At 56.6% G+C, this 26,023-nt stretch carries 23 protein-coding genes and 4 tRNA genes; 7 read left to right on the top strand and 20 right to left on the bottom strand.

From position 1 onward, the window contains the following. Nucleotides 1-10 precede the first annotated feature (10 nt). Together hemX and hemY are read left to right on the top strand one after the other, a co-directional pair. The gene (gene hemX, locus CWM58_RS26160; protein ID WP_100682134.1) at nucleotides 11-1,192 is read left to right on the top strand and encodes a uroporphyrinogen-III C-methyltransferase; all 1,182 of its coding nucleotides are present in this window, start codon (nucleotides 11-13) and stop codon (nucleotides 1,190-1,192) included. Between the two features lie 3 nt (nucleotides 1,193-1,195). Beyond that, nucleotides 1,196-2,392, top strand: a complete 1,197-nt coding sequence (gene hemY / locus CWM58_RS26155) for a protoheme IX biogenesis protein HemY (RefSeq protein ID WP_061156196.1) — start codon at nucleotides 1,196-1,198, stop codon at nucleotides 2,390-2,392. Between the two features lie 462 nt (nucleotides 2,393-2,854). On the opposite strand, the gene CWM58_RS26150 is transcribed toward hemY, so the two are convergent. From CWM58_RS26150 to trxA, 20 genes are all read right to left on the bottom strand, one after another. Next, nucleotides 2,855-2,931: transfer RNA gene (locus CWM58_RS26150), tRNA-Pro, on the bottom strand. Between the two features lie 42 nt (nucleotides 2,932-2,973). Further along, a tRNA-Leu gene (locus CWM58_RS26145) sits at nucleotides 2,974-3,060 on the bottom strand. A 23-nt stretch (nucleotides 3,061-3,083) separates the two neighbouring features. After that, a tRNA-His gene (locus tag CWM58_RS26140) sits at nucleotides 3,084-3,159 on the bottom strand. Nucleotides 3,160-3,214: 55 nt separating this feature from the next. Then, nucleotides 3,215-3,291: transfer RNA gene (locus CWM58_RS26135), tRNA-Arg, on the bottom strand. A gap of 102 nt (nucleotides 3,292-3,393) precedes the next feature. Then, on the bottom strand, nucleotides 3,394-4,779 hold the full coding sequence (gene thrP / locus CWM58_RS26130; protein ID WP_061156197.1) for a bifunctional threonine/serine APC transporter ThrP: 1,386 nt from the start codon (nucleotides 4,777-4,779) through the stop codon (nucleotides 3,394-3,396). A gap of 205 nt (nucleotides 4,780-4,984) precedes the next feature. Next, complete coding sequence (gene wecG, locus CWM58_RS26125) at nucleotides 4,985-5,725, bottom strand: lipopolysaccharide N-acetylmannosaminouronosyltransferase (protein ID WP_061156198.1); 741 nt, start codon at nucleotides 5,723-5,725, stop codon at nucleotides 4,985-4,987. Nucleotides 5,726-5,736: 11 nt separating this feature from the next. After that, nucleotides 5,737-7,083 (bottom strand): ECA oligosaccharide polymerase, encoded by a 1,347-nt coding sequence (wzyE, locus tag CWM58_RS26120; protein WP_061156199.1) that lies wholly within the window; start codon nucleotides 7,081-7,083, stop codon nucleotides 5,737-5,739. Further along, nucleotides 7,080-8,156, bottom strand: a complete 1,077-nt coding sequence (locus tag CWM58_RS26115) for a TDP-N-acetylfucosamine:lipid II N-acetylfucosaminyltransferase (protein ID WP_100682133.1) — start codon at nucleotides 8,154-8,156, stop codon at nucleotides 7,080-7,082. The genes wzyE and CWM58_RS26115 overlap by 4 nt, the downstream gene beginning before the upstream one ends. After that, on the bottom strand, nucleotides 8,153-9,403 hold the full coding sequence (wzxE, locus tag CWM58_RS26110) for a lipid III flippase WzxE (RefSeq protein WP_100682132.1): 1,251 nt from the start codon (nucleotides 9,401-9,403) through the stop codon (nucleotides 8,153-8,155). Before wzxE ends, CWM58_RS26115 begins: the two co-directional genes overlap by 4 nt. Nucleotide 9,404: 1 nt before the next feature. After that, the gene (rffA, locus tag CWM58_RS26105) at nucleotides 9,405-10,535 is read right to left on the bottom strand and encodes a dTDP-4-amino-4,6-dideoxygalactose transaminase (protein WP_100682131.1); all 1,131 of its coding nucleotides are present in this window, start codon (nucleotides 10,533-10,535) and stop codon (nucleotides 9,405-9,407) included. 4 nt (nucleotides 10,536-10,539) lie between these two features. Next, complete coding sequence (gene rffC, locus CWM58_RS26100; protein ID WP_100682130.1) at nucleotides 10,540-11,214, bottom strand: dTDP-4-amino-4,6-dideoxy-D-galactose acyltransferase; 675 nt, start codon at nucleotides 11,212-11,214, stop codon at nucleotides 10,540-10,542. Continuing rightward, nucleotides 11,192-12,073 (bottom strand): glucose-1-phosphate thymidylyltransferase RfbA, encoded by an 882-nt coding sequence (rfbA, locus tag CWM58_RS26095; RefSeq protein WP_100682129.1) that lies wholly within the window; start codon nucleotides 12,071-12,073, stop codon nucleotides 11,192-11,194. The genes rffC and rfbA overlap by 23 nt, the downstream gene beginning before the upstream one ends. Nucleotides 12,074-12,091: 18 nt before the next feature. Continuing rightward, nucleotides 12,092-13,159, bottom strand: coding sequence for a dTDP-glucose 4,6-dehydratase (gene rffG / locus CWM58_RS26090; RefSeq protein ID WP_100682128.1), 1,068 nt, complete (start codon nucleotides 13,157-13,159; stop codon nucleotides 12,092-12,094). After that, nucleotides 13,156-14,418 carry a UDP-N-acetyl-D-mannosamine dehydrogenase gene (gene wecC / locus CWM58_RS26085; protein WP_074387417.1) on the bottom strand — a complete coding sequence of 421 codons (1,263 nt, stop codon included), beginning with the start codon at nucleotides 14,416-14,418 and terminating at the stop codon, nucleotides 13,156-13,158. The genes rffG and wecC overlap by 4 nt, the downstream gene beginning before the upstream one ends. Further along, on the bottom strand, nucleotides 14,415-15,545 hold the full coding sequence (gene wecB, locus CWM58_RS26080; protein ID WP_008807966.1) for a non-hydrolyzing UDP-N-acetylglucosamine 2-epimerase: 1,131 nt from the start codon (nucleotides 15,543-15,545) through the stop codon (nucleotides 14,415-14,417). Before wecB ends, wecC begins: the two co-directional genes overlap by 4 nt. Before the next feature lie 56 nt (nucleotides 15,546-15,601). Further along, nucleotides 15,602-16,648 carry an ECA polysaccharide chain length modulation protein gene (wzzE, locus tag CWM58_RS26075; protein ID WP_061156206.1) on the bottom strand — a complete coding sequence of 349 codons (1,047 nt, stop codon included), beginning with the start codon at nucleotides 16,646-16,648 and terminating at the stop codon, nucleotides 15,602-15,604. Nucleotides 16,649-16,661: 13 nt separating this feature from the next. Then, the gene (gene wecA, locus CWM58_RS26070) at nucleotides 16,662-17,765 is read right to left on the bottom strand and encodes a UDP-N-acetylglucosamine--undecaprenyl-phosphate N-acetylglucosaminephosphotransferase (RefSeq protein ID WP_061156207.1); all 1,104 of its coding nucleotides are present in this window, start codon (nucleotides 17,763-17,765) and stop codon (nucleotides 16,662-16,664) included. Between the two features lie 240 nt (nucleotides 17,766-18,005). Continuing rightward, the gene (gene rho / locus CWM58_RS26065; protein WP_002883293.1) at nucleotides 18,006-19,265 is read right to left on the bottom strand and encodes a transcription termination factor Rho; all 1,260 of its coding nucleotides are present in this window, start codon (nucleotides 19,263-19,265) and stop codon (nucleotides 18,006-18,008) included. 86 nt (nucleotides 19,266-19,351) lie between these two features. Then, on the bottom strand, nucleotides 19,352-19,453 hold the full coding sequence (locus CWM58_RS29600; RefSeq protein ID WP_049245627.1) for a rho operon leader peptide: 102 nt from the start codon (nucleotides 19,451-19,453) through the stop codon (nucleotides 19,352-19,354). Between the two features lie 144 nt (nucleotides 19,454-19,597). Continuing rightward, nucleotides 19,598-19,927, bottom strand: coding sequence for a thioredoxin TrxA (gene trxA, locus CWM58_RS26055; RefSeq protein WP_002883224.1), 330 nt, complete (start codon nucleotides 19,925-19,927; stop codon nucleotides 19,598-19,600). Between the two features lie 341 nt (nucleotides 19,928-20,268). Here trxA and rhlB point away from each other — a divergent pair, with 341 nt between their 5' ends. The 5 genes from rhlB to CWM58_RS26025 all read left to right on the top strand — a co-directional run bounded on the left by rhlB (nucleotide 20,269) and on the right by CWM58_RS26025 (nucleotide 26,020). Beyond that, on the top strand, nucleotides 20,269-21,534 hold the full coding sequence (gene rhlB, locus CWM58_RS26050; RefSeq protein WP_074387418.1) for an ATP-dependent RNA helicase RhlB: 1,266 nt from the start codon (nucleotides 20,269-20,271) through the stop codon (nucleotides 21,532-21,534). Between the two features lie 118 nt (nucleotides 21,535-21,652). Beyond that, nucleotides 21,653-23,161, top strand: a complete 1,509-nt coding sequence (gene gppA / locus CWM58_RS26040) for a guanosine-5'-triphosphate,3'-diphosphate diphosphatase (RefSeq protein WP_162678192.1) — start codon at nucleotides 21,653-21,655, stop codon at nucleotides 23,159-23,161. A 19-nt stretch (nucleotides 23,162-23,180) separates the two neighbouring features. Beyond that, nucleotides 23,181-24,107, top strand: a complete 927-nt coding sequence (locus CWM58_RS26035) for a LysR family transcriptional regulator (protein WP_100682127.1) — start codon at nucleotides 23,181-23,183, stop codon at nucleotides 24,105-24,107. A gap of 130 nt (nucleotides 24,108-24,237) precedes the next feature. Beyond that, nucleotides 24,238-25,236 (top strand): amidohydrolase family protein, encoded by a 999-nt coding sequence (locus CWM58_RS26030; protein WP_100682126.1) that lies wholly within the window; start codon nucleotides 24,238-24,240, stop codon nucleotides 25,234-25,236. A 61-nt stretch (nucleotides 25,237-25,297) separates the two neighbouring features. Beyond that, nucleotides 25,298-26,020, top strand: a complete 723-nt coding sequence (locus tag CWM58_RS26025; RefSeq protein ID WP_100682149.1) for a DUF554 domain-containing protein — start codon at nucleotides 25,298-25,300, stop codon at nucleotides 26,018-26,020. Nucleotides 26,021-26,023: the final 3 nt, after the last annotated feature.

The raw sequence follows: 26,023 nt of genomic DNA, 5'->3' as shown, positions 1-26,023 counted from the left end.
GGAAGCCATAATGACGGAACAACAAAATCAATCCGCCGTGGTTGAAGAGACCAGGGAGGCCGTGGAAACCACACCACAGCCAGAGAATAACGATAAGAAGAAGGCGGGTAACAAAACCAGCCTGGCGCTCAGTGCGATCGCTATCGCCATTGCGATAGCCGCCGGCATCGGCCTGTATGGCCTGAACAAACAGCAGGTCACGCGGCAAAACGCAACCACGTCTGAGTTATCAAGCCAGCTTGCGGCACTGCAAAAAGCGCAGGATAGCCAAAAGAGCGAACTGGAAGGCATTATCAAACAGCAGGCCGACCAGCTGAGCCAGGCCAAACACGAGCAGGAAACCCTGACGAAACAGCTTGATGAGTTGCAGCAGAAAGTCGCCGTGATCTCCGGCAGCGATGCCAAAACCTGGCTGCTGGCCCAGGCCGACTTCCTCGTCAAGCTGGCGGGACGTAAGCTGTGGAGCGATCAGGATGTCACCACCGCCGCCGCGCTGCTGAAAAGCGCCGACGCCAGCCTCGCCGACATGAACGACCCCAGCCTGATCGGCGCCCGCCGGGCCATCACCGATGACATCGCCACCCTCTCCGCGGTGAGTCAGGTGGATTACGACGGCATTATTCTCAAGGTTAATCAGCTGGCAAACCAAATCGACAACCTGCGGCTGGCCGATAATAACGATGACGATTCGCCGATGGATTCTGATAGCGATGAGCTCTCCAGCTCTATCAGCGAATGGCGCGTCAATCTGCAGAAAAGCTGGCAGAACTTTATGGACAGCTTTATTACCGTGCGCCGCCGTGATGAAACGGCAGTCCCGCTGCTGGCGCCGAATCAGGATATCTACCTGCGGGAAAATATTCGCTCCCGCCTGCTGGTCGCCGCGCAGGCGGTGCCGCGCCATCAGGAAGAGACCTGGAAACAGTCGCTGGATAACGTCTCGACCTGGGTACGCGCCTACTACGATACCGAAGACGCGACCACCAAAGCCTTCCTCGACGAGTTGGACAAGCTCAGTCAGCAAAGCATTACCATGACGGTACCGGAAACGCTGCAGAGCCAGGCGCTGCTGGAAAAACTGATGCAGACCCGGGTGCGCAACCTGATGGCGCAGCCCGCCGTCACCGCGAGCAGTGCGCCCTCACCCGCGCCTGCTGCACCGGCCGCCCCTGCTGCGCCGCAAGGAGAGTAACGCATGCTGAAAATTCTTTTACTCTTCGCACTGTTGATCGCCGGGATCGTCCTTGGCCCGATGATCGCCGGGCATCAGGGCTACGTCCTGATCCAGACCGATAATTACAATATCGAGACCAGCGTGACCGGGCTGGTGATCATCCTGATCCTCGCCATGGTGGTGCTGTTCGCCATTGAATGGCTGCTGCGCCGCATTTTCCGCACCGGGGCGCATACGCGCGGCTGGTTTGTCGGCCGTAAACGCCGTCGCGCGCGTAAGCAAACCGAGCAGGCGCTACTCAAGCTGGCGGAAGGTGATTACCAGCAGGTTGAAAAACTGATGGCGAAAAATGCCGATCACGCCGAACAACCGGTGGTGAACTATCTGCTGGCGGCGGAAGCGGCCCAGCAGCGCGGCGATGAAGCGCGGGCCAACCAGCATCTGGAGCGCGCCACCGAGCTGGCGGGCGATGACCTGATCCCGGTGGAAATCACCCGCGTTCGCCTGCAGCTGGCACGTAATGAAAATCACGCCGCACGCCATGGCATCGATAAGCTGCTGGAAATTACCCCGCGTCATCCGGAAGTGCTGCGCCTCGCCGAACAGGCATACACCCGCACCGGCGCCTGGCAGTCGCTGCTGGACATCATTCCGTCGATGGCGAAAGCTAACGTCGGCGATGAAGAGCACCGCGCCGCGCTGGAACAGCTGGCCTGGATTGGCCTGATGGATAAAGCGCTGGCCGACGGCGGCAGCGAAGGGCTGCGCGAATGGTGGCGCAACCAGAGCCGCAAAACGCGGGCGCTGGTGCCGCTGCAGGTGGCGATGGCCGAGCGCCTCATCGAGAGCGACGATCACGATACCGCGCAGCAAATTATCATTGATGGTCTGAAGAAACAGTATGATGACCGTCTGGTGATGCCGATCCCGCGTCTGAAGACCAATAACCCGGAACAGCTGGAGAAAGTGCTGCGCCAGCAGATCAAAGCCGTTGGCGACCGTCCGCTGCTGTGGAGTACCCTGGGCCAGTCGCTGATGCGTCATGGCGAATGGCAGGAGGCCAGCATCGCCTTCCGCGCCGCGCTTAAGCAGCGTCCGGATGCCTTTGATTACGCCTGGCTGGCGGATGCCCTGGATCGCCTGCATCAGCCGGAGGAAGCGGCCACTATGCGCCGCGATGGTCTGCTGCTGACGCTGCAGAATAACCCTCAGCCGTAACCTGCCGTTGCTATCGCCTCTTGCGGGGCGATAGCCCCTTCTTCCCCGCCTTCGTATTGACGGATCCCTGAAAGAAAAAAACGCCTGCGCTGAAATCAGGGCAGGCGTTAAAACAGGTCTGTTTGACAACAAATTGGGTGCTTCACTCAACGTAATGTCCATGGTGTTTGATGAGGCATAAATGCGACATCTGTCAGTGGACGATAAGCACCGTAAGAACGGCTCTGCATCATTCCGGAGTTTATGAGGCACAAAGGCGAACATAAGAGATGGAATGAGCATCTACCCGATTATTATCGCACAGGATCCAGGGAAATTGCATCTACCACAGTGATGAATTGAGATTTTTCCTGACGCGTATTCTTAAGCAAAGAGAAGTTTTTTTATCAGCAAAATCAGGGAAATAAGTGATGGCAGGAAGTGATTGAAAACAAAAAACCCCGCCGAAGCGGGGTTCAAAATTGGTCGGCGAGAGAGGATTCGAACCTCCGACCCACTGGTCCCAAACCAGTTGCGCTACCAAGCTGCGCTACTCGCCGAAATACTGCTTTTTGAATTTTTAGTTCAATTCGTTAAAGTCGTGGTGCGAGGGGGGGGACTTGAACCCCCACGTCCGTAAGAACACTAACACCTGAAGCTAGCGCGTCTACCAATTCCGCCACCTTCGCAAATTCACAACTCTATCAAATAATGGGGTGGCTAATGGGATTCGAACCCACGACAACTGGAATCACAATCCAGGGCTCTACCAACTGAGCTATAGCCACCACTGCAAACCTTTTACGCGGTATTAAAACCACCGCAGCTCCAGCACCGGGTTAATGGTGCGCCCGACAGGATTCGAACCTGAGACCTCTGCCTCCGGAGGGCAGCGCTCTATCCAGCTGAGCTACGGGCGCTTAGCGCCGTTGCGGGGTCGGATAATACGGACTTCCTACCCCGCTGTCTAGTGCCTTTTAAAAGAAAATTATCGTTTGCTCATGCTTTGTTCGTTTTGACGGTTATTCAGCCGTATTATTGACTTGCCCCTGTCTTCCGAGGCCAAACACCTTATAAATCAGGGTGACGGCAACCAGGAAAATAATGCCGACAAACAGCGACATCCGGGTTTCATCATTCAGCCCCATCCCTACCAGCACACAGATCAGGAAGGCCATGGTGAGATAGTTGGCCCACGGAAACAGCAGCGAACGGAACGGATGGCTGACGATTGCTGCCTGATGTACGCGACGGAAACGCAGCTGGCTAATCAGGATCACAAACCATGGCACCATCCCTGGCAACACGCTGGCGCTGTAGACATAGACAAACACCCGCTGCGGATTAGGAATGATGTAATTCAGGCAGGAGCCCACCAGCAGGATCAGAATCGACAGCGCCACGCCGACGGCCGGAACGCCGTTGCGCGATACCTTACCGATCGCCGCCGGCAGTTGGCGGTTCTTCGCCAGGGCGTACAGCATACGCCCACAGCTGTACATCCCACTGTTGCAGCCGGAAAGCGCCGCCGTCAGCACCACGAAGTTGATAATTCCCGCCGCCGCGGTAATACCGATTTTGGCAAACGTCAGTACGAACGGGCTGCCGTTGGAGCCAATTTGATCCCACGGGAAGATAGTGACGATAACGAAAATCGCGCCCACATAGAAAATCAGGATCCGCCACAGCACTTTGCCCACCGCGCTGCGCAGGGTCACCTGCGGATTTTTCGCTTCACCTGCGGTAATGCCGATGAGCTCTACCCCCTGATAGGACGCGACCACGATGCACAGCGCCGTCAGGAAGCCCTTCCAGCCGCCGGCAAAGAAGCCACCATGTTCGGTGAGATTACCAAAACCAATGGAGTGCCCGCCGTTGCCAAAGCCGAAGAAAATGACGCCCAGCCCGACGACGATCATCACGATAATAGTGGTGACTTTAATCATGGCGAACCAGAACTCGATTTCACCATACAACCGGACTGCCGCCAGGTTAGCCAGCGCCACCAGCCCCACGGCAATCAACGCCGGGATCCACTGCGCCATCTCCGGGAACCAGAACTGCACATAGACCCCGATGGCGGTAATCTCCGAGATCCCCACCGCCATCCACATAAACCAGTAGGACCACGCGGTCAGGTAGCCGAAGAAGGGGCTCATATAGCGATGCGCATACACCGCGAAGGAGCCAGTGACAGGCTCAAGGAACAGCATTTCGCCCATTGAGCGCATAATGAAAAAGACGAACAGGCCAGCGATAATGTACGCCAGCAGCACGGAAGGCCCAGCCCATTTCAACGTACTGGCCGCCCCCATAAACAACCCCACGCCAATCGTCCCGCCAAGGGCGATCAGTTCAATATGCCGGGCCTCCAGTCCACGCTGGAGTTCCGCTTTTTTCTCAGTCATATATCCTCTTGTGTTTGCCGTATTCCGGGTACTCCCGGTTATTGTTATTAACTGAAACCATAGCCTTGCCGACGCGCAGGTCTCCCCTGCGCGTATGAAGCCTGCGAATGGTTAATTAATTTTGAGGAAATGGCAAATAAAGTATCAGGCGAGTGAAGAGATTACACAGAATATGTATGCAAACTCGCCTGGTTGCAGTGGAATATCAGAGCTTGCCGGTATAATGCCAACGTAAATAGCGCAGTAAACGGAACTGTCTTTTGATGCGGCTCGGCTGCAAAAGCAGGCGATAGAACCACTCCAGCCCCAGATCCTGCCAGAACTTCGGCGCCCGATGGACGTGTCCGGTGAAGACATCATAAGTGCCGCCGACGCCCATATACAGCGCGTGCGGGTACAGACGCCGGCAGTCGCGCATGAAGATCTCCTGGCGCGGCGACCCCATCGCGACGGTGACGATTTTCGCCCCGCTGTCGCGAATGCGTTCGAACAATGCCTGGCGCTGCTCAGGGGCAAAATAGCCGTCCTGGCTGCCAACGATATTCACCTGCCAGTGCTGACGCAGCCTGGATTCTGTCTGCGCCAGGACCTCAGGTTTACCGCCAACCAGAAACACCGGTGTCCCTTCAGCGCCGGCGCGCTGCATTAACGCTTCCCAGAGATCGGCCCCGGCGACGCGGGACACCTGGGCCTGCGGGTATTTTTTGCGCAGCGAACGCACCACGCTGATGCCATCCGCATACTTAAACTCCGCCGCCTCAATCAGCGCCCGAACCTCCGGGTTATCTTCTACGGCCAGCATTTTCTCGGCATTAATGGCCACCAGCGTTCCCTCCCGGAGCGCGCCGTCGGCATACAAATAATCCAGAGCGTGCTGCATATCGCGCCAGCCTATGAGCTGCAGCCCTCTTAACAGGTACAACGGCGCGGAAATGGTCCCAGTCATGTCCATCCTTCTCAGACTTGCGGTTGCGAAAGCGGTTTTACGCGCTTATGAATCAGTCCCACGCTATCCAGGAACCAGTACAGCAATTTCGCCGCCAGCAAGCAGATACCAAAGATCACGAGGAAAAACACCACGCGGGAGCCGAACGAATCCAGACCCTCGCGCGCCAGCACTATCATGTTGAAGATAGCGCCGAAACAGAAACTGTGCAGGATAGCCGCTTTGTAACGATTGCTCTCCCGGTTGCCCAGCTCATACAGCCAGTCGAACCATTTAATAATCAACCCTACCGCCACAGCGCCCAGCGGCACAAACCAGACGCCGCCCATCACCACCAGAGAGCCAATCAGCGTTGGCGAAATCGCCAGCCCCGAATGGTTGTTTAACACTTCCCAGGTGAAGTAGTTGGCGGTATTCAGCACCATTGTCGGACGACCGTGCCACATCCAGCTGGGGATAAAGACGTAGAAGTCGCGGATCATCGGCGCCAGCCCCTGGAAATCGATCTTGTCGTAGTTCTGCAGCAGCAGCGCCAGGTTTTCCCACGGCGAGAAAGTATCGCGCGTGAGATAGAGGAAAGTATAAAACGCTTCGTCGCCGCTGACGTTCATCCCGTAGCGCTTCAGCGCCAGCCAGAACATGCCGACAATGCCCAACACGCCCGCCGCCGCCAGCATCCACAGGCTGATCCAGCCGCGAATAATGCCGATAAACAGGAAAATAGCGAAAGCGATGATGATATTGGCCCGGGTACCGCCGACGATGGCGTAAGTCAACAGACCAAAGGCGACGGTGCTGACGAGGAAGAAGATCCACGCCTTATAGTCCTGGCGCAGGAAATAGACCACCAGCATCGCCGGAATAAAGAAGTAGAAGAAGCGCTTCAACGCCACACCGGAGACTTCGGCAGAGAAGATCTGGCTGTAGGAATTGAGCTTAAACAGCAGAAAGCCGTTGTGGGCGAAGAAGATGCCGACGCACAGCAGCGCCAGCCCCATCAACATTCCCCACGCCAGATGGGTTTCCACCCGGTTCATGGTAAACAGCGGGCGATGCGCAACCTCTCGCGAGGCTGGGCGCAGGCGCGTTTTGTAGGTTACGTAGTAGACTGCGTAGAAGCACACCGCGATCAGCAGCGTCTGCAGCAAAATCTCCGGCGGCGCAACGCTGACGTCAAAGCGGAACACCAGAATACTGGTCAGCGGGAAGCCGAAGAAAAAGGTCAGCAGAAACAGCAACGAGAAAAAGACGTTGAAGTTGAAGCGTACCCGGCGAAATTCAAACCAGGTCGCGGTGGCGATAAACAGCGTCGACAGCAGCCAGACCACCAGCAGCCCGCTAAATTGCATTAACGTCATGCCTGCCCCTCCGCCGCTAACCGTAGCGCCCGCTGCCAGCCTGTTAGATAGTTCGGCCGGAAGAAGGCGATAGCGGATTTATCCACGCTCGCCAGCTGGCGCTGCGCTTCGCGCACCACGCTGACGTCCAGCGCATCGCTGGTGAACAGCACCGGCACATGCTGCTCGGTCATATCCTGCCAGAACGGGTTTTCCCGGTTGAGCACGCAGGGAATGCCCGCCTGAATCAGCAGGCACAGGGTGCCGATCCCTTGCTGGCGCGCAAACAGAAAATAGCCCAGATCGCAGCGGCGCAGCAGCGCCAGATAATCATTAAATTCAAGCTTCTCGCTGAGGATCTGCAGATGCTCACCGCTAAACAGCGCCGTCCCCGCTTCGCGAACCTCGTTGATATAGGCGTCATTATTCGCCGGATAACCCATCGGCACGATGACATTCACCGTATCGCCAAACTGCTGATGGATAGCCTTCAGCGCGGCAATATGTTCATTGCTGCGATCCCCGGAGTTGCCGACCAGAATGGTCAGGGTATCACCGCGCGGGGCGTTCTCGGCCAGGGTATTTAGCGCCGGATCCATACGGGTCGGGAAGTAGAGCAGTTCGCCGGGAACCCGCGGATGGCGGTTAGCGAACCAGCTAAGATCGCCGCGGGTGGCGAAAACGCGCCCTACTCGCCCCTGCGCCATGCGGCGTAGCGGATAGAACAGGCGAAACTTCAGGCTGGCAGAGTTTTCATACAGATCTGCCCCCCAGATATGCCAGTTAAACTGCGACGGGCGGATACCGCCACTCAACAGCGCCAGCCACAGCCCGGTATTAAACTGGCCGTGGAAGAAAAAGCGCTGCTGGCGGTTGGCTTTCGCGGTGGCAATCACTGCCTGCGCCAGCGCTTTCTTTCCTGGATAGCAGGTGATGTCCAGTGCCGGATATCCATCACGCACGCTGGCCTCATCACCGACGACCAAAAATCTCCGCGCCTGCGGGTCGGCGGCCAGTTCGTCGTTAAAGAACCGCAGTACGGTCTGGTTGTGGTGCGGGATATCCGATCCCAGTACATGTATCAGTGCTGTCATGCCCGTTTACGCCAGAGTAAAAACACGCCACTACAAAGGGCGAAATAAACAATATAAGTGGCCATATACGCCTGCGCCGCGCCAATTGCGCCGTGCGCCGGAATAAGCCAGTGTGAGAATGCGGTCAGCAGTGTGAACTGGCTGATTTCCGTCAGAATATAAAAACGCAGTGACGCTTTGGCGATCACCAGATAGCCGTAAACGTAGGCGCCCACTTTTAAGACGTCGCCCACCAGTTGCCAGGCGAACAGGTCACGCATCGCGGTAAAGCGATCGGAAAACAGCAGCCAGATGGCAAAATCGCGCAGCAGCCAGACCGTCAGGCTCGCAGCCGCCACCGCCGGCAGAACGAATTTCAGCGACTTGACAATCTCACGGGTGATATCCGTTTTGGCGCTCAGTCGCGACAGCGTCGGCAGCAGATAGACGCTAAAGGAAGCGGTAATAAACTGCAGGTAGGCATCGGAAATGCTGCTCACCCCCTGCCAGATCCCGACCGCTTCCCAGCCGTAATGCGCCGCCAGCAGATTACGCATCATCACATAGGCCACCGGCAGCGTCACCGAGGTTATTAGCGCCATCAGGGTAAATTTCGATAGCTGACCCGCCAGACCGTTATCCCAGCACGGACGCAGGGCACTCAGCGGAATATTACCCCGCCGCCAGAGCATGATGCCCGCCGGGACCACCACCAGCGCCGGCACTAACGCCAGCCCCAATAGCGCCCCCTGGTAACCCCCGAAGTAGTAACAGGCATAATAGGCCGCGACGCCAATCAGGCTCCCGGCAATCAGCGAGAAGGCGTTACCCGCCGCATCGCGAAAGCCTTTCATCAGCGCCAGCAGGAAGTTCGCCCAGGCGATCCCCATCTGCACCAGCGCCACCAGGCGTACCAGCCCCTGATACTGCGTATGGCCGAACAGCCCCTGACTTATCGGCGCCGCCGCCAGTAAAAACACCAGAGCCAGCAGCGTGGAAAAGCCAAGCACCATGGCCGACGAAGTGCCCACCACCCGCTTCAGGCGCAGGGGGTCGTCGTGATGCTGAGCCACCAGCTTCGTAACGCCGTTAAATATCCCGGCACCCGCCAGCACGCCGAGCACGGTGACCAGTTGTCGGAAGTTACCGGCCTGGCCAACGCCCGCCGGCCCAAACGAGACGGCCAGCAGCTTGACGACCAGCAGACCGGCGCCGATTTTGACCAGCGTCGATGCCGCCGTCCACAGTGATGCTTTTGCTAACGACATATCAGGAGAAATAGCTCAGCAGCGAGTTAATCACCGTCCGCTGGTTCACCAGAGAGAGATTGTAAAACAGCGGCAGGCGCACCAGGCGCTCGCTCTCCTGGGTGGTGTAGCGGTCTTCACCGTGGAACTCGCCGAAGTGTTCTCCGGCCGGGCAGCTGTGCAACGGAATATAATGGAATACCGCGAGGATCTCCGCCTCTTTCAGCCAGGCGATCAGCCTGCTGCGATCCTCGATATCGCGCAGCTTAATGTAGAACATGTGCGCGTTTTGCCCACAGTCTGCCGGAATCGTCGGCAGTTCGATACGCCCGGCGCGCGCCAGCGGCAGCAGCGCATCGTGATAGTTCTGCCACAGCGCCAGGCGCTGCTGGTTGATCCGCTCCGCCGCTTCCAGCTGCGCCCACAGATAGGCGGCCTGCAGGTCGGACATCAGATAGCTGGAGCCAATATCGCGCCAGGTATATTTATCCACCAGACCGCGAAAGAACTGGCTGCGGTTGGTGCCTTTTTCACGAATGATCTCCGCGCGCTCCACCAGCGTGCGATCGTTGATCAACGTCGCCCCACCCTCACCGCCAGCGGTGTAGTTTTTGGTTTCATGGAAGCTAAAGCAGCCGATATGGCCGATGGTGCCCAGAGCGCGTCCCTTGTAGGTAGACATTACCCCCTGCGCGGCATCTTCCACCACAAACAGGTTGTGCTTGTCGGCGATGGCCATGATGGTGTCCATCTCGCAGGCTACGCCGGCATAGTGCACCGGGACAATCGCCCGGGTTTTATCGGTGATGGCGGCTTCGATGAGCGTTTCGTCGATATTCATCGTATCGCGGCGGATATCGACGAAGACGATTTTCGCCCCGCGCAGTACAAAGGCGTTGGCGGTAGAGACAAAGGTATAGCTGGGCATAATCACTTCGTCGCCCGGCTGGATATCCAGCAGCAGCGCGGCCATCTCCAGCGAAGCCGTGCAGGAGGGCGTCAGCAGGGCTTTTGCCGTGCCAAATCGCTGCTCCATCCATTGCTGGCAGCGGCGCGTAAAACCGCCGTCGCCGCACAGCTTGCCGCTGCTCATCGCAGACTGCATGTAATCAAGCTCGGTTCCAACCACCGGCGGCGCGTTAAATGGGATCATGGGGTCACCTGTATAGCCAGTAGGCGGTGCTTTCCACGTTAGCACCGCTGAGAATATAACGTTTAAGCGCGGCGGTGTTGCCCATCTGGGTCGCCACCCGCAATGTAGAAAGCCCGCGCGAGGCGGCCCAGTACTGCGCCGCCTGCATCAGTTGCGCCCCGGCGCCGCGCCCGGCCAGCAGGCCAATACGCGCCTCGGTCGCGTTGAGCTGGCGCAGGGAGACAAAGGCGCGAATATCGCCCTCAGGATGGCGGTAAATCAGGCACTGATGATCGAAGGTGCCGCGCACCGCATTTTCAATCCACTGGGCATAGAAGCGGCGGCTGGCGTCGTCGGCGTACCAGGGCGCGCGAAAACGGCTCATGGCAAAGGCCTGCGCCGCCAGCTCGCGTAGTGGCGCAATATCCGCTTCCACGGCGACGTCGGCACCCGCATCAGCAGGGTTGCCCACCGGTAGCGCCAGATCGACCTCGCCTTCCACCAGCTGAAAACCCAGCTGCTGTAGCGCGTCCAACCGGACAGTGTCACTGGCGGCCACCTTCGCCTGCACCCGCGACCACCCCGCCAGCGCCTCAGACGTCAGCCGCGGCGCGTGCTCGTCAAAGCGCACGATGGCGCTGTTAACGGCAAAGAAGCGGTTCTCCCACTCCAGGAGATCAATACTGGCGCGGACGGGCACGGAGCAGATCCAGCAGGTATTGGCCGTAGCCGGTTTTTTCCAGTCGCTTCGCGGCGCGTTTGACGCCGTCATCGTCCAGCCAGCCGTTACGCCAGCCGATCTCTTCCAGACAGGCGATTTTAAAGCCCTGACGCTTCTCGACGGTCTGCACGAACATGCTGGCCTCGATCAGGCTATCGTGCGTGCCGGTGTCCAGCCACGCAAAACCGCGCCCGAGAAGTTCGACGGTCAATGCGCCATCCTCAAGGTACATCTGGTTGATGGAGGTGATTTCCAGCTCGCCGCGCTCGGACGGCTTGACCCGTTTGGCATACTCCGTCACCTTGCCATCATAGAAATAGAGTCCGGTGACAGCCCAGTTCGACTTCGGCTGCTTCGGCTTCTCTTCCAGCGACAGCGCGCGGAAGTTGTCATCAAACTCCACCACGCCAAAGCGCTCAGGATCCATCACCTGATAGCCAAAAATCGTCGCCCCTTCCGTGCGGGCAGCTACGCTGCGCAGCTTCGGGCTAAAGCTCTGGCCGAAGAAGATATTGTCGCCTAGCACCAGGCACGCCGGTTCGCCGTTAAGAAAGGTTTCACCGATGATAAACGCCTGGGCTAAACCATCCGGCGTCGGCTGTACGGCATAGTGCAGCGCAATGCCAAACTCTGAGCCATCGCCGAGCAGACGCTGGAAATCGCGCAGATCGTCCGGCGTGGTGATGATCAGGATCTCACGTATCCCGGCCAGCATTAATACCGATAGCGGATAGTAGATCATCGGCTTGTCGTAGATCGGCAACAGCTGCTTCGATACGCCGCGGGTGATGGGATGCAGTCGCGTTCCGGAACCGCCCGCCAGAATAATACCTTTCATCATTCCCCCCAGAGATGATTAGCCTTGCAGCCCAAGACGCTCGCCCTGATAGCTTCCGTCCTGAACCTGACGCCACCAGGTCTCGTTCGCCAGATACCACGCTACGGTCTTACGCATACCGGAGGTAAAGGTCTCTGCTGGCGTCCAGCCCAGCTCGCGGGCAATCTTCGAGGCATCAATGGCATAGCGCAGATCGTGGCCCGGACGATCGGCAACGAAGGTGATCAGATCGCGATAGTGCGCCACGCCCTGCGGTTTATGCGGCGCCAGCTCTTCCAGCAGCTGACAAATGGTTTCCACCACCTCAATATTTTTACGCTCGTTATGACCGCCAATATTGTAAGTTTCGCCCGGTTCGCCGCGAGTCGCCACCAGATACAGCGCTCTGGCATGATCTTCTACGTATAGCCAGTCGCGGATCTGCTGCCCATTGCCATACACCGGCAGCGGCTTGCCCGCCAGCGCGTTGAGGATCGTCAGCGGGATCAACTTCTCGGGGAAGTGATACGGGCCGTAGTTATTTGAGCAGTTGGTGATAAGCGTCGGCAGGCCATAGGTCCGCAGCCAGGCGCGCACCAGGTGGTCGCTGCTGGCTTTCGAGGCCGAATAGGGGCTGCTTGGCGCATAGGGCGTGGTCTCGGTAAAGAAATCCTCGCTGCCGTGCAGATCGCCATACACTTCGTCGGTCGAGATATGGTGAAAACGGAACGCCGATTTTTTCTCCGTGGCCAGCGTATTCCACCAGCTGCGGGCCGCCTCCAGTAGCGTATAGGTGCCTACGATATTGGTTTCGATAAACGCCGCCGGGCCGTCAATCGAACGATCGACGTGGCTTTCCGCCGCCAGGTGCATCACCGTATCCGGTTGATGCTGACGGAAAATACGCTCCAGCTCGCCGCGGTCGCAGATATCCACCTGTTCAAAGGCGAAACGCGCATCCTGCGCCACTGGCGCCAGCGACATTACATTGCCGGCATAAGTCAGTTTATCCACCACCACCACGCGATCGGCGGTGTGCTGGATAATCTCCCGCACCACCGCCGAACCAATGAAGCCCGCGCCGCCGGTGACCAGAATGGTTCTCACCGCCACACTCCTTTGGTGTCGATGATATACGCCTGGGTGACGCTATCGCCGCTAACGGCTTTGAATTCGTTATGATCGACCAGCATCACCAGCACATCGGCGCTGGCCAGCGCCGCATCGAGGGTCGCCAGCGTACACAGGCCGTCGAGTTTCTTCGGCAGCGTGTGAATATTGGGCTCAACCACCTGCGTCGTGCCGCTGTGCCAGCGGGCAATCTGCGCGGCAATTTCCATCGCCGGGCTTTCGCGCAGGTCGTCAATATTCGGCTTAAAAGCGAGGCCAAAACAGGCGATCGTCAGTTCGCTGGCCCGTTTGTTGGTGGCATTCAGGCAGTCCGCCACCTGCGCTTTCACCTGTTCGATAACCCATTCCGGCTTATGGTCGTTGACCTCGCGAGCGGTGCGGATCAGACGCGCCTGCTGCGGGTTTTGCGCCACGATAAACCACGGGTCGACGGCGATGCAGTGGCCGCCGACGCCCGGACCCGGCTGCAGGATATTGACGCGCGGATGGCGGTTTGCCAGGCGGATCAGTTCCCAGACGTTAATGCCCTGGTCGGCGCAAATCAGCGACAGTTCGTTGGCAAAGGCGATGTTGACGTCGCGGAAGCTGTTTTCCGTTAGCTTGCACATCTCGGCGGTGCGCGAGTTGGTCACCACGCATTCGCCTTCGAGGAAGATTTTATACAGCTCGCTGGCGCGAGCGGAGCAGACCGGCGACATGCCGCCGATAACGCGATCGTTTTTAATCAGCTCGACCATCACCTGGCCGGGCAATACTCGCTCCGGGCAGTAGGCGATATTGACGTCAGCGGCGTCGCCCGCCTGCTGAGGGAAGCTGAGGTCCGGGCGCATCTCCGCCAGCCAGCCGGCCATCTGTTCAGTCGAACCCACCGGCGAGGTGGACTCGAGGATAACCAGCGACCCTTTCTTTAACGTCGGCGCAATGGATTTGGCCGCCGATTCGACAAACACCATATCCGGCTCGTGACGATCTTTAAACGGCGTCGGCACGGCAATCAGGTAGGCATCCGCCTCCACCGGGGTGGTGGTGGCGCTTAAATAACCCTGTTCGACCGCGGTCTTCACCACGCTCGCCAGATCCGGCTCCACGATATGAATCTCTCCACGGTTAATGGTCTCCACGGCATGTTGATTAACATCAACGCCGACCACCCGCTTCTGCCGGGAGGCGAACGCGGCAGCGGTTGGCAGCCCGATATAGCCAAGGCCAATCACTGAAATGGTAGAAAAACTCATAACGTTACCTGATTATTTTTAAGTGCAGACAAAATTCGACGACATGCTTCGCCATCGCCATAAGGATTATGCGCGCGGCTCATCGCCTGGTATGCGGCATCATCCTGCAGCAGTCGCGTGACTTCCGCCACGATGCGCTGGCTGTCGGTACCCACCAGGCACACGGTGCCGGCGGCCACCGCTTCCGGACGTTCGGTCATATCGCGCATAACCAGCACCGGTTTCCCAAGAGAAGGGGCCTCTTCCTGAATGCCGCCAGAATCGGTCAGGATCAGCCAGGCGCGATCCATCAGCCAGACAAATGGCAGGTAATCTTGCGGTTCAATCAACATCACATTGTCGATGTGGCCAAGAATACGGTTCACCGGTTCGCTGACGTTAGGATTCAGGTGAACCGGATAGACAATCTGCACCTCAGGGTGGGTATGGGCTATCTCCGCCAGCGCCTGGCAGATCTGTTCAAAGCCGAGCCCGAAGCTTTCCCGCCGGTGGCCGGTAACCAGAATCATCTTTTTACCGTGACTGATGAAAGGATAGCGCTGTAGCAGGGTCTCCCGTAGCGCTTCATCACCCAGAACCCGGTCCCGCACCCAGAACAGGGCGTCAATGACCGTATTCCCGGTAACCGTAATGCGACTGTCGGCGATATTTTCCCGCAGCAGATTCTGCCGCGAGGTTTCCGTGGGGGCGAAATGGTACGTCGCCAGATGCCCGGTCAACGTACGGTTGCCTTCTTCCGGCCACGGCGAACTTAAATCGCCGGTGCGCAGGCCGGCCTCTACGTGACCCACCGGTATCCGCTGGTAAAACGCCGCCAGGCTCGCCGCCATAGTGGTCGTAGTATCGCCATGCACCAGCACCACGTCGGGTTTAAACGACTCCAGGACCGGCTTCAGCCCCTCAAGAATGCGGCAGGTGATCTCGGTCAGCCCCTGCCCCGGCTTCATGATGTTGAGATCGTAGTCCGGGACAATAGAGAAAAGTTTCAACACCTGATCGAGCATCTCCCGATGCTGCGCGGTCACGCATACTTTCGCCTCAAAATGAGGATCCTTTGCCAGCGCATGGACCAGAGGAGCCATCTTGATGGCTTCCGGCCTCGTGCCAAATACAGTTAGTACTTTCACATCGATTCTCTTCGATTAGGCGATGAAGGTCATCTGCCCTTCACCACAGGCCGCAATCACAGGACACGACGACGCGATAACGCCACGCCTGCGCCGATGAGCGCACCCACAATCCCCCACATCACCATCAGAAATACTCGGCGCGGGCTATCGCGTTTTACAGGTTCTTCCGGCGTACGCAAATACCGGTAAGTCTGAAAACGCGGATCTAACGTTGGACCAACGTTCAACGTGCTCAGCATGGCGCGGTTCTGGTCGTAATCGAGGTCATATTCCGGCCCGACGGCCTGCAGGTTTTCCAGCCTGGCCTGCAGCATCGGCCTGCCCAATAAAAATAGCTCTGAATCCGGCAACTGATCGGCAGGAACATCCGTTTCGCTACGAGAAATATTGTGCTGCTGAGCCACCTTCAGCGCTTGCTCCACGCTGTGCGTCCGGCGATTGAAGATAGCCTCGGCCACCTCTTCCTGGCGCTTCACCTGCGCCTTCATTTGCACCGTCCGCGCCGCCCAGGCGCCTTTGAGTTCGTCGTTGAGATGGCCCGCTGACCGCTGGCTGGCGAAAGCCACATACTGACGCAGCAGATTATTAGCATCCTGCCCGGTCTCGGCGGTCAGTTTGACGCTGTCGTTAATACTTTTAGCCGCATCACCTGGCATAAACTGGATATTGTTAATCAGGTCATCCAGCATCGCCGCATCAGCACGAGCATTACCCGACTGGCGCTGCTTGTAGTAGTCCGTTTGCAGCCAGAAGTCACGCCGGGTATCCCAGGAGGCCAGCTGCATGATGAACTCTTTATACGCTTCATCCATGGCGGAAGGCTGATCGACCGAGGCGAGGTCGGCTTTAATGTCCAGATTGCGTAAGAACTGCTGCTGGGAATAGTACCCTCCCAACATGTTGACAGTCGGCCGATCGGTGATCGCCGTGGCGCTCCACTCCTGGCGAGCAAAAAAGGTATATACCAGCACGATGGCGGCGAAGAGTACGGCGCCGCCGACTATCCAGCCTTTTCCTGCCCATAAAGCGCGAAACAGCCCGCGAATATCCAGCTCGTTCTCAACGTTCACTGCTTGTGCTCCCGGTAATGGTTGAGTCATCACATCCCCAGCTTTACTTGGTTAGTTTCGGATTATTGCCGCTGTGTCGCCGAATTCTGCGTCTGATGCGCTTAACCAGGCGCGCCACTTTCCACGCGCGCTTAATACAGTAGCCATAAAGGAAGAAGGCTACCAAAAAGAGAATTAACATCACCCATTCCGGCACAATGCGGGTATATTCCGCCGCGACGCCAACCAGCGCCAACAGAGCGGCGGCCAGGGTAATCAGGACGAACGCCTGGCGGGAAGTAAACCCGGCGCGCATGATCAAATGATGAATATGCTGACGGTCCGGAGAGAAAGGGCTCATGCCTTTGCGCAGGCGGCGATACATAATCGCCACCATATCCATCAACGGAATAGCGATAATCCACAGCGCGGTAACCGGGCTAATGGGATGTGTTTTACCTTGCGTGGTTTCCAGCAGGATCCAGATAATGGTGAAGCCAATCATTGTGCTGCCAGCATCACCCATAAAGACTTTATAGCGGCGGCCGAGGGCGCCAAGGTTGAGAAGAATATAGGGCAGAATGGCGGCGATCATCGCGAAACACCACATCGCCAGGCTGTACTGACCATCAAACCAGAGAATGATCCCGGTCGCCGCAAAGGAGACCGATGACAGACCGCCGAGCAGACCGTCGATTCCGTCGACCATGTTAAACGCATTGATGGCGGCCCACACGGCAAACAGGGTCAGGAAGAAGCCAAAGGGCCCCAGCACCAGCTCCCACGAGCCAAAAATAAAACCCAGACTACTCAGATGCAGGTTCCCTGCCATCATCATAATCACGGCGATCGCGGCCTGAATGACTGCGCGAATTTTCACGCTGATATCGAATCGATCGTCAAGCGCGCCAACCAGCACCAATACCCCCGCGCAGGCCAGATACAGCGAGGCGTGAGGAATATAATAATCGGCGATGGCGAAGGTAAAACAGATGCCTGCATAAACTGAGATACCACCGACCAACGGAATCAACCCCTGATGCCGTTTGCGATAGTTTGGTTTATCCACTAACCCGATCCTTTTTGCCACTTTCCGCGCGACAAAAATAAAGAGGGTCGTGAATAAGAAAATACTGATTAATTCAGTAATAGCAGTGAGTAAATTCACAACGCATGTGCTCTCAGCATAGTTAATCCGGGAAGTATAGCGATGATGCCCCAACTCCAGAAGGGGAAAAGCAGAACATTACAAATTTATTGTATAGATTTTAGTCTGTTAAAGCTGTCTCCGCCTGCTATCCGGCGCCATTATACGACAACTTTCGTCCTGCTTTCTCTGTCTCTGGATCATACAAACCCAAAAATGAAAACGCCACGCAAAGGCGTGGCGTTTTTGGCTTTTTTTACCTTACGAGCGCTTCATCATATCGAAGAAGTCATCATTCGTCTTGGTCATCGCCAGCTTGTTAATGAGGAATTCCATCGCGTCGATCTCACCCATCGGATGAATAATTTTGCGCAGGATCCACATTTTCTGCAGCTCTTCCTGAGTGGTGAGCAGCTCTTCTTTACGAGTACCGGAACGGTTGTAATCGATAGCCGGGAAGACGCGTTTTTCGGCAATCTTACGAGAGAGGTGCAGCTCCATGTTACCGGTGCCTTTAAACTCTTCGTAGATAACTTCGTCCATTTTGGAACCGGTGTCGATCAGCGCCGTAGCGATGATGGTCAGGCTACCGCCCTCTTCGACGTTACGTGCCGCACCGAAGAAACGCTTCGGACGATGCAGGGCGTTGGCGTCCACACCACCAGTCAGGACTTTACCGGAAGCCGGTACCACGGTGTTGTAGGCACGCGCCAGACGGGTAATGGAGTCGAGCAGGATGATAACGTCTTTCTTGTGTTCAACCAGACGTTTCGCTTTCTCGATCACCATCTCTGCGACCTGGACGTGGCGGGATGCCGGCTCGTCAAAGGTGGAAGCAACCACTTCACCTTTCACCAGACGCTGCATCTCGGTCACTTCTTCCGGACGTTCGTCGATCAGCAGCACCATCAGCACGCAGTCCGGGTGGTTGTAAGCGATGCTCTGCGCGATGTTCTGCAGCAGCATGGTTTTACCGGCTTTCGGCGGCGCGACGATCAGACCACGCTGGCCGCGGCCAATCGGGGAGGCCAGATCCAGTACGCGAGCGGTTAAGTCTTCGGTAGAACCGTTACCACGTTCCATACGCAAGCGAGAATTCGCGTGCAGCGGCGTTAAGTTCTCGAACAGGATCTTGTTACGCGCGTTTTCCGGCTTGTCGTAGTTAACTTCGTTAACTTTCAACAGTGCAAAGTAACGCTCACCCTCTTTCGGAGGACGAATCTTACCGGAAATGGTGTCACCAGTGCGAAGGTTGAAACGGCGGATTTGGCTGGGGGATACGTAGATGTCGTCAGGGCCGGCGAGGTAGGAGCTGTCTGCGGAGCGGAGGAATCCAAATCCATCCTGCAGTATCTCCAGTACGCCGTCGCCAAAGATATCTTCGCCACTCTTCGAATGCTGCTTGAGGATGGCAAAAATAATATCCTGCTTACGCATACGAGCCAGGTTTTCCAGCCCCATATTTTCGCCGAGAGTAATCAGCTCAGAAACCGGCGTATTCTTTAATTCGGTAAGATTCATAGTGGTGTGGGTTCTTAAACTCGGGGTAAATCTCGAACTTAATGTTGTGAATGGTATGGCAGGAACATCCATGCCTGTTAGCGGCTTCATCTCGTGTCTGTACGTTGCCTGGTCACAGGAAAGAACGCAGAACTGAAACGACAAGACGGAATGAGTGATAAGCCCGGAATTATTAGCCTCACGCGCATCGTCTGCGGGACGCTTTGGGTAAAACAAGATTCAAACAATAGGTATGTTTAAAACGAAGTCTGTGGATTAACTTAGCACGACTCCTGCCGGGCGTCCAGAGTTCCGCAAAAAATAGGAATCTGGACGCCGGACCAGCAATTCGCTTACGCCAGGTTGGCGTCGAGGAACTCTTTCAGCTGACCCTTGGACAGTGCGCCAACTTTAGTGGCCGCCACTTCGCCGTTTTTGAACAGCAGCAGGGTTGGGATACCGCGAATGCCGTATTTCGGCGCGGTGCCCGGGTTCTGGTCGATGTTCAGCTTAGCTACGGTCAGTTTGCCCTGATACTCTTCAGCGATCTCATCCAGAATCGGGGCGATCATTTTGCACGGACCACACCACTCTGCCCAGAAATCGACGAGGGTCAGCCCGTCAGCCTTGAGTACGTCCGTGTCAAAACTGTCGTCAGTCAGGTGAATAATTTTATCGCTCATATTTAACTCCACAGGAATAAGCCTGGTGTGTTGGTGTCGTAGCCATCAACGACGTGCTGCGGCTACGTTATGCACGCTATTCTTCAGGATACCTCAATTCTCTGGCCTGCCAACTGGCGCAATCCATCATGGACTCGCCTGTTGACGCCAGGGTGCCCGAACGCGAACTGCATGCTGCAGATTTATCGCTCCCGACTCGCTTAGTAGTCTAAGCTATCCTGGATTCGTTCAGTTACCGTAGACGTACCTTGAATAATTTCGTACACCGCCAACGAAAGGTTGACGTTATTTCACCGGATACGCTTTCTTAATGCAATAGTTAGCTGATATTCTACCACACTATGAGCAAAACACATTTAACAGAACAGAAGTTTTCCGACTTCGCCCTGCACCCGGCAGTCATTGAAGCCCTTGAAAAGAAAGGGTTTCATAATTGCACACCCATTCAGGCCCTCGCCCTTCCGCTGACGCTGGAAGGCCGCGATGTCGCCGGGCAGGCGCAAACCGGTACCGGTAAAACGATGGCGTTCCTGACGTCAACGTTTCATTATCTTCTCTCTCACCCGGCTATCGCCGATCGCCAGGTTAACCAACCGCGCGCGCTGATTATGGCGCCGACGCGTGAACTGGCGGTACAGATCCACGCGGATGCTGAACCGCTGGCGCAGGCCACGGGTCTGAAGCTGGGTCTGGCTTACGGCGGCGACGGCTACGATAAACAGCTGAAAGTGCTGGAAAGCGGTGTCGATATTCTGATCGGTACCACCGGTCGTCTGATCGATTACGCGAAACAGAACTACATTAACCTCAGCGCCATTCAGGTCGTCGTGCTGGACGAAGCCGATCGCATGTACGATCTCGGCTTTATTAAAGATATCCGCTGGCTGTTCCGTCGTATGCCACCGGCGACGCAGCGCCTGAACATGCTGTTCTCCGCGACCCTTTCTTATCGCGTTCGCGAACTGGCGTTCGAGCAGATGAACAACGCCGAATATGTCGAAGTGGAGCCGGAACAGAAAACGGGCCACCGTATTAAAGAAGAGTTGTTCTACCCTTCCAACGAAGAAAAAATGCGCCTGCTGCAGACGCTTCTGGAAGAAGAGTGGCCCGATCGCGCCATCATCTTCGCCAACACCAAGCACCGTTGTGAAGATATCTGGGGTCATCTCGCCGCTGACGGTCATCGCGTAGGTCTGCTGACCGGCGACGTAGCGCAGAAAAAACGCCTGCGTATTCTCGACGAATTTACTCGTGGCGATCTCGATATTCTGGTCGCAACTGACGTCGCTGCTCGCGGCTTACATATTCCGGCCGTGACCCACGTCTTTAACTACGATCTACCGGATGACTGCGAAGATTACGTTCACCGCATCGGTCGTACCGGGCGCGCTGGCGCCAGCGGCAACTCCATCAGCCTCGCCTGTGAAGAGTATGCGCTGAATCTGCCGGCTATCGAAACCTATATTGGTCACTCGATTCCGGTCAGTAAGTACAACCCGGACGCGCTGATGACCGACCTGCCTAAGCCGCTGCGCCTGACCCGTGCGCGGCCAGGCAACGGCCCACGCCGCAACGGCCCACCGCGCAATCGTCGTCGTTCAGGTTAAGAAATCTATGTCATACGCTCAATCATTCAGAATCGGCCAGGGCAACCTTCCCCTGGCAACCTGCTCAGTGATGTGGATCGGGCACAAGTGCCCCGCCGACCAGGGAGCATTCTGAACGATGAAGAGTATGAGCTCCACCTCGCTATATGCCGCCATTGATTTGGGCTCCAACAGTTTCCATATGTTGGTGGTGCGCGAGGTGGCGGGCAGCATCCAGACGCTGAGCCGTATTAAGCGTAAGGTTCGTCTGGCCGCCGGCCTGAATAGTGATAACACGCTCTCCGCAGAAGCGATGGAGCGCGGCTGGCAGTGCTTACGCCTGTTTGCCGAACGCCTGCAGGATATTCCGCCGACGCAAATCCGCGTCGTGGCCACCGCCACGCTGCGTCTTGCCGTCAATGCGGGGGAGTTTCTGGCGAAAGCACAGGAGATCCTCGGCACGCCAGTGCAGGTGATCAGTGGCGAAGAAGAAGCGCGTCTGATTTACCAGGGTGTCGCCCACACCACCGGCGGCGCCGATCAGCGTCTGGTAGTCGATATCGGCGGCGCCAGCACCGAGCTGGTGACTGGCACCGGCGCGCAAACGACCTCGCTGTTCAGCCTCTCGATGGGCTGTGTGACCTGGCTTGAACGCTATTTCGCCGACCGTAGCCTGACGAAAGAGAATTTCGATCTCGCCGAAGCGGCCGCGCGTGAGGTGTTATTGCCGGTCGCCGATGTGCTGCGTTATCACGGATGGAAAGTGTGCGTCGGCGCCTCCGGTACCGTGCAGGCTCTACAGGAAATTATGATGGCGCAGGGGATGGATGAACGAATCACTCTCGCCAAACTCCAGCAGCTTAAACAGCGCGCTATCCAGTGCGGACGTCTGGAAGAGCTGGAGATCGAAGGCTTAACCCTTGAGCGGGCGTTGGTGTTTCCGAGCGGACTCGCGATCCTTATCGCCATCTTCAGCGAACTGAATATTCAGTGTATGACCCTGGCGGGCGGCGCGTTACGTGAAGGTCTGGTGTACGGCATGCTACATCTCTCTGTCGAACAGGACATTCGCAGCCGCACCCTGCGCAATATTCAGCGCCGTTTTATGATCGACACCGAGCAGGCCCAGCGTGTCGCCAGTCTGGCCAGCCATCTGCTCAGTCAGCTGGGTGGCAGCTGGGAGCTGGATCCGCTGAGCCGCGATTTACTCCTCAGCGCCTGCTCGCTGCATGAAATTGGGCTGAGTGTGGATTTCAAGCGCGCGCCGCAGCACGCAGCCTATCTGGTCAATAACCTCGACCTGCCCGGCTTTACCCCCGCGCAGAAGAAGTTGATTGCCACGCTGCTGCTGAATCAGACCAACGCCATCGACCTGTCTTCACTTCATCAGCAAAACGCGGTCCCGCCGCGAGTGGCCGAACATTTGTGTCGCCTGCTGCGACTGGCGATCCTGTTTGCCAGCCGACGGCGCGACGATTTGTTGCCGGCGATTCAGTTGGCCGCTCACGACGACCAGTTGACGCTGACGCTGCCGGAAAACTGGCTGGCTGAACATCCGCTGGGCCGGGAAATGGTCGATCAGGAGTGTCAGTGGCAAAGCTACGTCCACTGGACGCTACGGGTCACCAGCGGCGATACGCCAAGATAATATCCAGCCAGGAGGGCGGATGCGGGAAGAACTGGATTTCAAATCGCTACGCTTTTTCTCCGCACTCTACCGGTTAGGCAATGTTTCGCCGGCGGCAGACGCGCTGAATATCAGCCAGCCCACGGGTAGTCTGCTGCTAAAAAAACTGCGTGACCATTTTGCTGACCCGCTGTTTGTCCGGGTAGGACAGCGGATGATACCGACGCCGCGAGCGGACGCGATCGCCCCGACTATATTTACCCTTCTCCAGCTTGCCGATAACGATTTGTCCATCAAACCTGAGTTTCTTCCCCAGCAGAGCCAGCGAAACTTTACGATCGGTATGACCGATATCAGTCAAATGACGCTGTTGCCTTTGCTGCAAATTGCGCTCCAGCAGCAGTCAGCGGATGGGATCACTTTTACAGTGCAGAATCTGGATGAGCAGACGCTCAGCGCTCTCGAATCCGGGAAGTGTGATTTAGCGATAGGCTATCTGACGCAGCTTCCGGATAGCGTCTACCAGCAGCATCTCTTCGATCAATCGTATGTCTGTCTGGCGGCGGAAAATCACCCGCGCATTCGAACCCAGCTCCGTGTCGAAGACTGGCGGCAGGAAAAACATCTGGCGATCCGCGTAGTGGGTACTGCCCACGGCGATATGGATAAGCTGCTTGATGAGCACAGTATGCCCCGGCGGATCGCGCTCACGCTACCGAGCTTTTTAGGTACCGGCGAGCTGGTGGCCGAAAGCGACATGATTGCCGTCGTCCCGGAACAGGTGGCGCGGCATATCACCCGACGCTATCCCTGCCGCAGCTGGCCGCTGCCTTTTCCCCTTGCGGGGATCGCCATCCGTCAGGTCTGGCATCAGCGGCTGCACCGCGATCCCGGGCATATCTGGCTACGCACGCTGATCGCCACGCTTGCCGATCCCGCTCAGCAGAATGACTCTATTAAGATTTAAGCTGCAAAATATCCCGCTGTATTGGTTTTATTGATAACCTGTATTACGTTTGGTTTATTGCTGTCAATACGTGAAAGCTTTTATCCTCCTCGCATCAAGTCAAACCGACTAATATAGTAAGGAACACATCATGCGCGGAAAAATCGCTTTAGAAGAACACGTCTCCACACCTGAGAATAACCGTCTGTGGGATTCAACCGGCGAAGCTAACCGTAACGGTAGCGAATATATGAAAGACGTTGAGCGCCGCCTGCTGGATCGCAGCATTCAGCTGGAAGAAATGGCGCAGCGTAATATTGACCATGTCATTCTTTCCCTGACCTCACCTGGTGCTCAATCTATTTTAGACAAAGGCAAAGCCGTTTCTTTTGCTCGTGATACTAACGATTTTATCGTTGAGAATTATGTGAAGCCAAATCCGGATAAATTTAGCGCGTTTGCCACCCTGGCCTTGCAAAACCCGGAAGCCGCGGCGGAAGAGCTGGAGCGCGCCGTGAAGAAATTAGGCATGAAAGGCGCGCTGATCAACGGCTATACCAACGTTAAAGATAGCGAGCATGGCCTGTATCTTGATGACGAATCGATGCTGGTGTTCTGGGATAAGGTCAACGAGCTGAACGTGCCGGTATACCTGCATCCTCGCGAACCGCTGGAAGGGCCGGCGCGCGGTATCTACACCGGTTACGAAAGCCTGATCGGCTCTGCGTGGGGCTTTGCGCAGGAAACGGCAGTGCATGCTATCCGTCTGATGATGAGTGGTTTGTTCGATCGTTATCCTAACCTCAATCTGGTGCTGGGTCACCTCGGCGAAGGGCTGGTTCATATGCTGCCGCGTACTCAGCACCGCCTCTATCGTCAGCGTTTCGGCTGCGGTCTGGGTAAAGCGGAAAAACCGTTAATGCACTACCTGCAGAATAATTTCATCGTCACCACCAGCGGTCATTTTAATACTCACTCGCTGAATAATGCCATTGAAGTGATGGGCGCAGATCGTGTGATGTTCTCCGTCGATTATCCATATGAAGATATTCATCAGGCCTGTGACTGGTTTGATCCGTTAGAAATGGAGTTGGGGCTGAAAGATAAAATTGCCTGGGGCAATGCCAGCCGCGTCTTTAACATTAAATAATGTCGGTGACACAATCAGGGCCTGAATATTCAGGCCCTGATTTTATTAGGGAGAATAAATGATGGCAATAGGTATATTTGTCTGTAGCGGCTCGCTTCTCGTCGGTGCGCTGGCTGGCGCCTCGCTGAATCGCTTTATTCCGGAACACTTCAAGAAAACCTTGCCGCTAATTGCCGGTCTGATCTCCATCAGCATGGGTATCTTCTTTGTCAATAAATTGCACAATCTGCCACCCATTGCCCTGGCCATTATTGTCGGCACGATTATTGGCGGCCTGCTGAATATTGAAAAATGGATTGAGCGGGCCGGGACAACGCTACGCACTCCCATTGAACGCATTTTCCCGGCGCAGGCTAGCACCAGCGTGAGTGCGGAAGATTTTATGAATCAGTTTATCGCCGTGCTGATCCTGTTCTGCGCCAGCGGCACCGGGATCTTCGGTGCTTTAACCGAAGGGATGACCGGCGACCCGACCATTCTGCTGACCAAGTCGATACTCGACTTTTTCACCGCCGCCATTTTTGCTTCCACGCTAGGCTACATCATCACTACGATTTTTATTCCTCAGCTGATCATCTTCGTGATTCTGTTCTTCGCCGCCACGTTTATTATGACGTTGATAAACCCATCGATGATCGCTGATTTCACTGCCTGCGGCGGCATCATTATGCTGGCGACCGGTTTTCGGCTTTGTGGTATTCGCCATTTCCCCACCGCCAACATGCTGCCCTCACTGCTGCTGGTAATGCCCTTCTCCGCCGCCTGGCAGCAGTTTGTTGCCTGAGGC

This window comes from Klebsiella sp. H-Nf2 (assembly GCF_002806645.1).
Taxonomy (GTDB): Bacteria; Pseudomonadota; Gammaproteobacteria; order Enterobacterales; family Enterobacteriaceae; genus Klebsiella; species Klebsiella variicola.
Note: the sequence above shows the minus strand (reverse complement) of the source record. Positions and strands in the feature narration are given on the sequence as shown.

Excerpts from the sequence above, each read along its gene's own strand:
- wecC (WP_074387417.1), bottom strand. The coding sequence starts at position 14,418 with ATGAGTTTTTCTACCATTTCAGTGATTGGCCTTGGCTATATCGGGCTG.
- wzyE (WP_061156199.1), bottom strand. The coding sequence starts at position 7,083 with ATGACGTTAATGCAATTTAGCGGGCTGCTGGTGGTCTGGCTGCTGTCG.
- CWM58_RS26030 (WP_100682126.1), top strand. The coding sequence starts at position 24,238 with ATGCGCGGAAAAATCGCTTTAGAAGAACACGTCTCCACACCTGAGAAT.
- hemY (WP_061156196.1), top strand. The coding sequence starts at position 1,196 with ATGCTGAAAATTCTTTTACTCTTCGCACTGTTGATCGCCGGGATCGTC.
- thrP (WP_061156197.1), bottom strand. The coding sequence starts at position 4,779 with ATGACTGAGAAAAAAGCGGAACTCCAGCGTGGACTGGAGGCCCGGCAT.
- rffA (WP_100682131.1), bottom strand. The coding sequence starts at position 10,535 with ATGATCCCATTTAACGCGCCGCCGGTGGTTGGAACCGAGCTTGATTAC.
- wzxE (WP_100682132.1), bottom strand. The coding sequence starts at position 9,403 with ATGTCGTTAGCAAAAGCATCACTGTGGACGGCGGCATCGACGCTGGTC.
- CWM58_RS26035 (WP_100682127.1), top strand. The coding sequence starts at position 23,181 with ATGCGGGAAGAACTGGATTTCAAATCGCTACGCTTTTTCTCCGCACTC.
- CWM58_RS29600 (WP_049245627.1), bottom strand. The coding sequence starts at position 19,453 with ATGCGCGTGAGGCTAATAATTCCGGGCTTATCACTCATTCCGTCTTGT.
- CWM58_RS26115 (WP_100682133.1), bottom strand. The coding sequence starts at position 8,156 with ATGACAGCACTGATACATGTACTGGGATCGGATATCCCGCACCACAAC.
- rhlB (WP_074387418.1), top strand. The coding sequence starts at position 20,269 with ATGAGCAAAACACATTTAACAGAACAGAAGTTTTCCGACTTCGCCCTG.
- gppA (WP_162678192.1), top strand. The coding sequence starts at position 21,653 with ATGAAGAGTATGAGCTCCACCTCGCTATATGCCGCCATTGATTTGGGC.
- wzzE (WP_061156206.1), bottom strand. The coding sequence starts at position 16,648 with ATGACTCAACCATTACCGGGAGCACAAGCAGTGAACGTTGAGAACGAG.
- rfbA (WP_100682129.1), bottom strand. The coding sequence starts at position 12,073 with ATGAAAGGTATTATTCTGGCGGGCGGTTCCGGAACGCGACTGCATCCC.
- trxA (WP_002883224.1), bottom strand. The coding sequence starts at position 19,927 with ATGAGCGATAAAATTATTCACCTGACTGACGACAGTTTTGACACGGAC.
- rho (WP_002883293.1), bottom strand. The coding sequence starts at position 19,265 with ATGAATCTTACCGAATTAAAGAATACGCCGGTTTCTGAGCTGATTACT.
- hemX (WP_100682134.1), top strand. The coding sequence starts at position 11 with ATGACGGAACAACAAAATCAATCCGCCGTGGTTGAAGAGACCAGGGAG.
- wecG (WP_061156198.1), bottom strand. The coding sequence starts at position 5,725 with ATGACTGGGACCATTTCCGCGCCGTTGTACCTGTTAAGAGGGCTGCAG.
- CWM58_RS26025 (WP_100682149.1), top strand. The coding sequence starts at position 25,298 with ATGGCAATAGGTATATTTGTCTGTAGCGGCTCGCTTCTCGTCGGTGCG.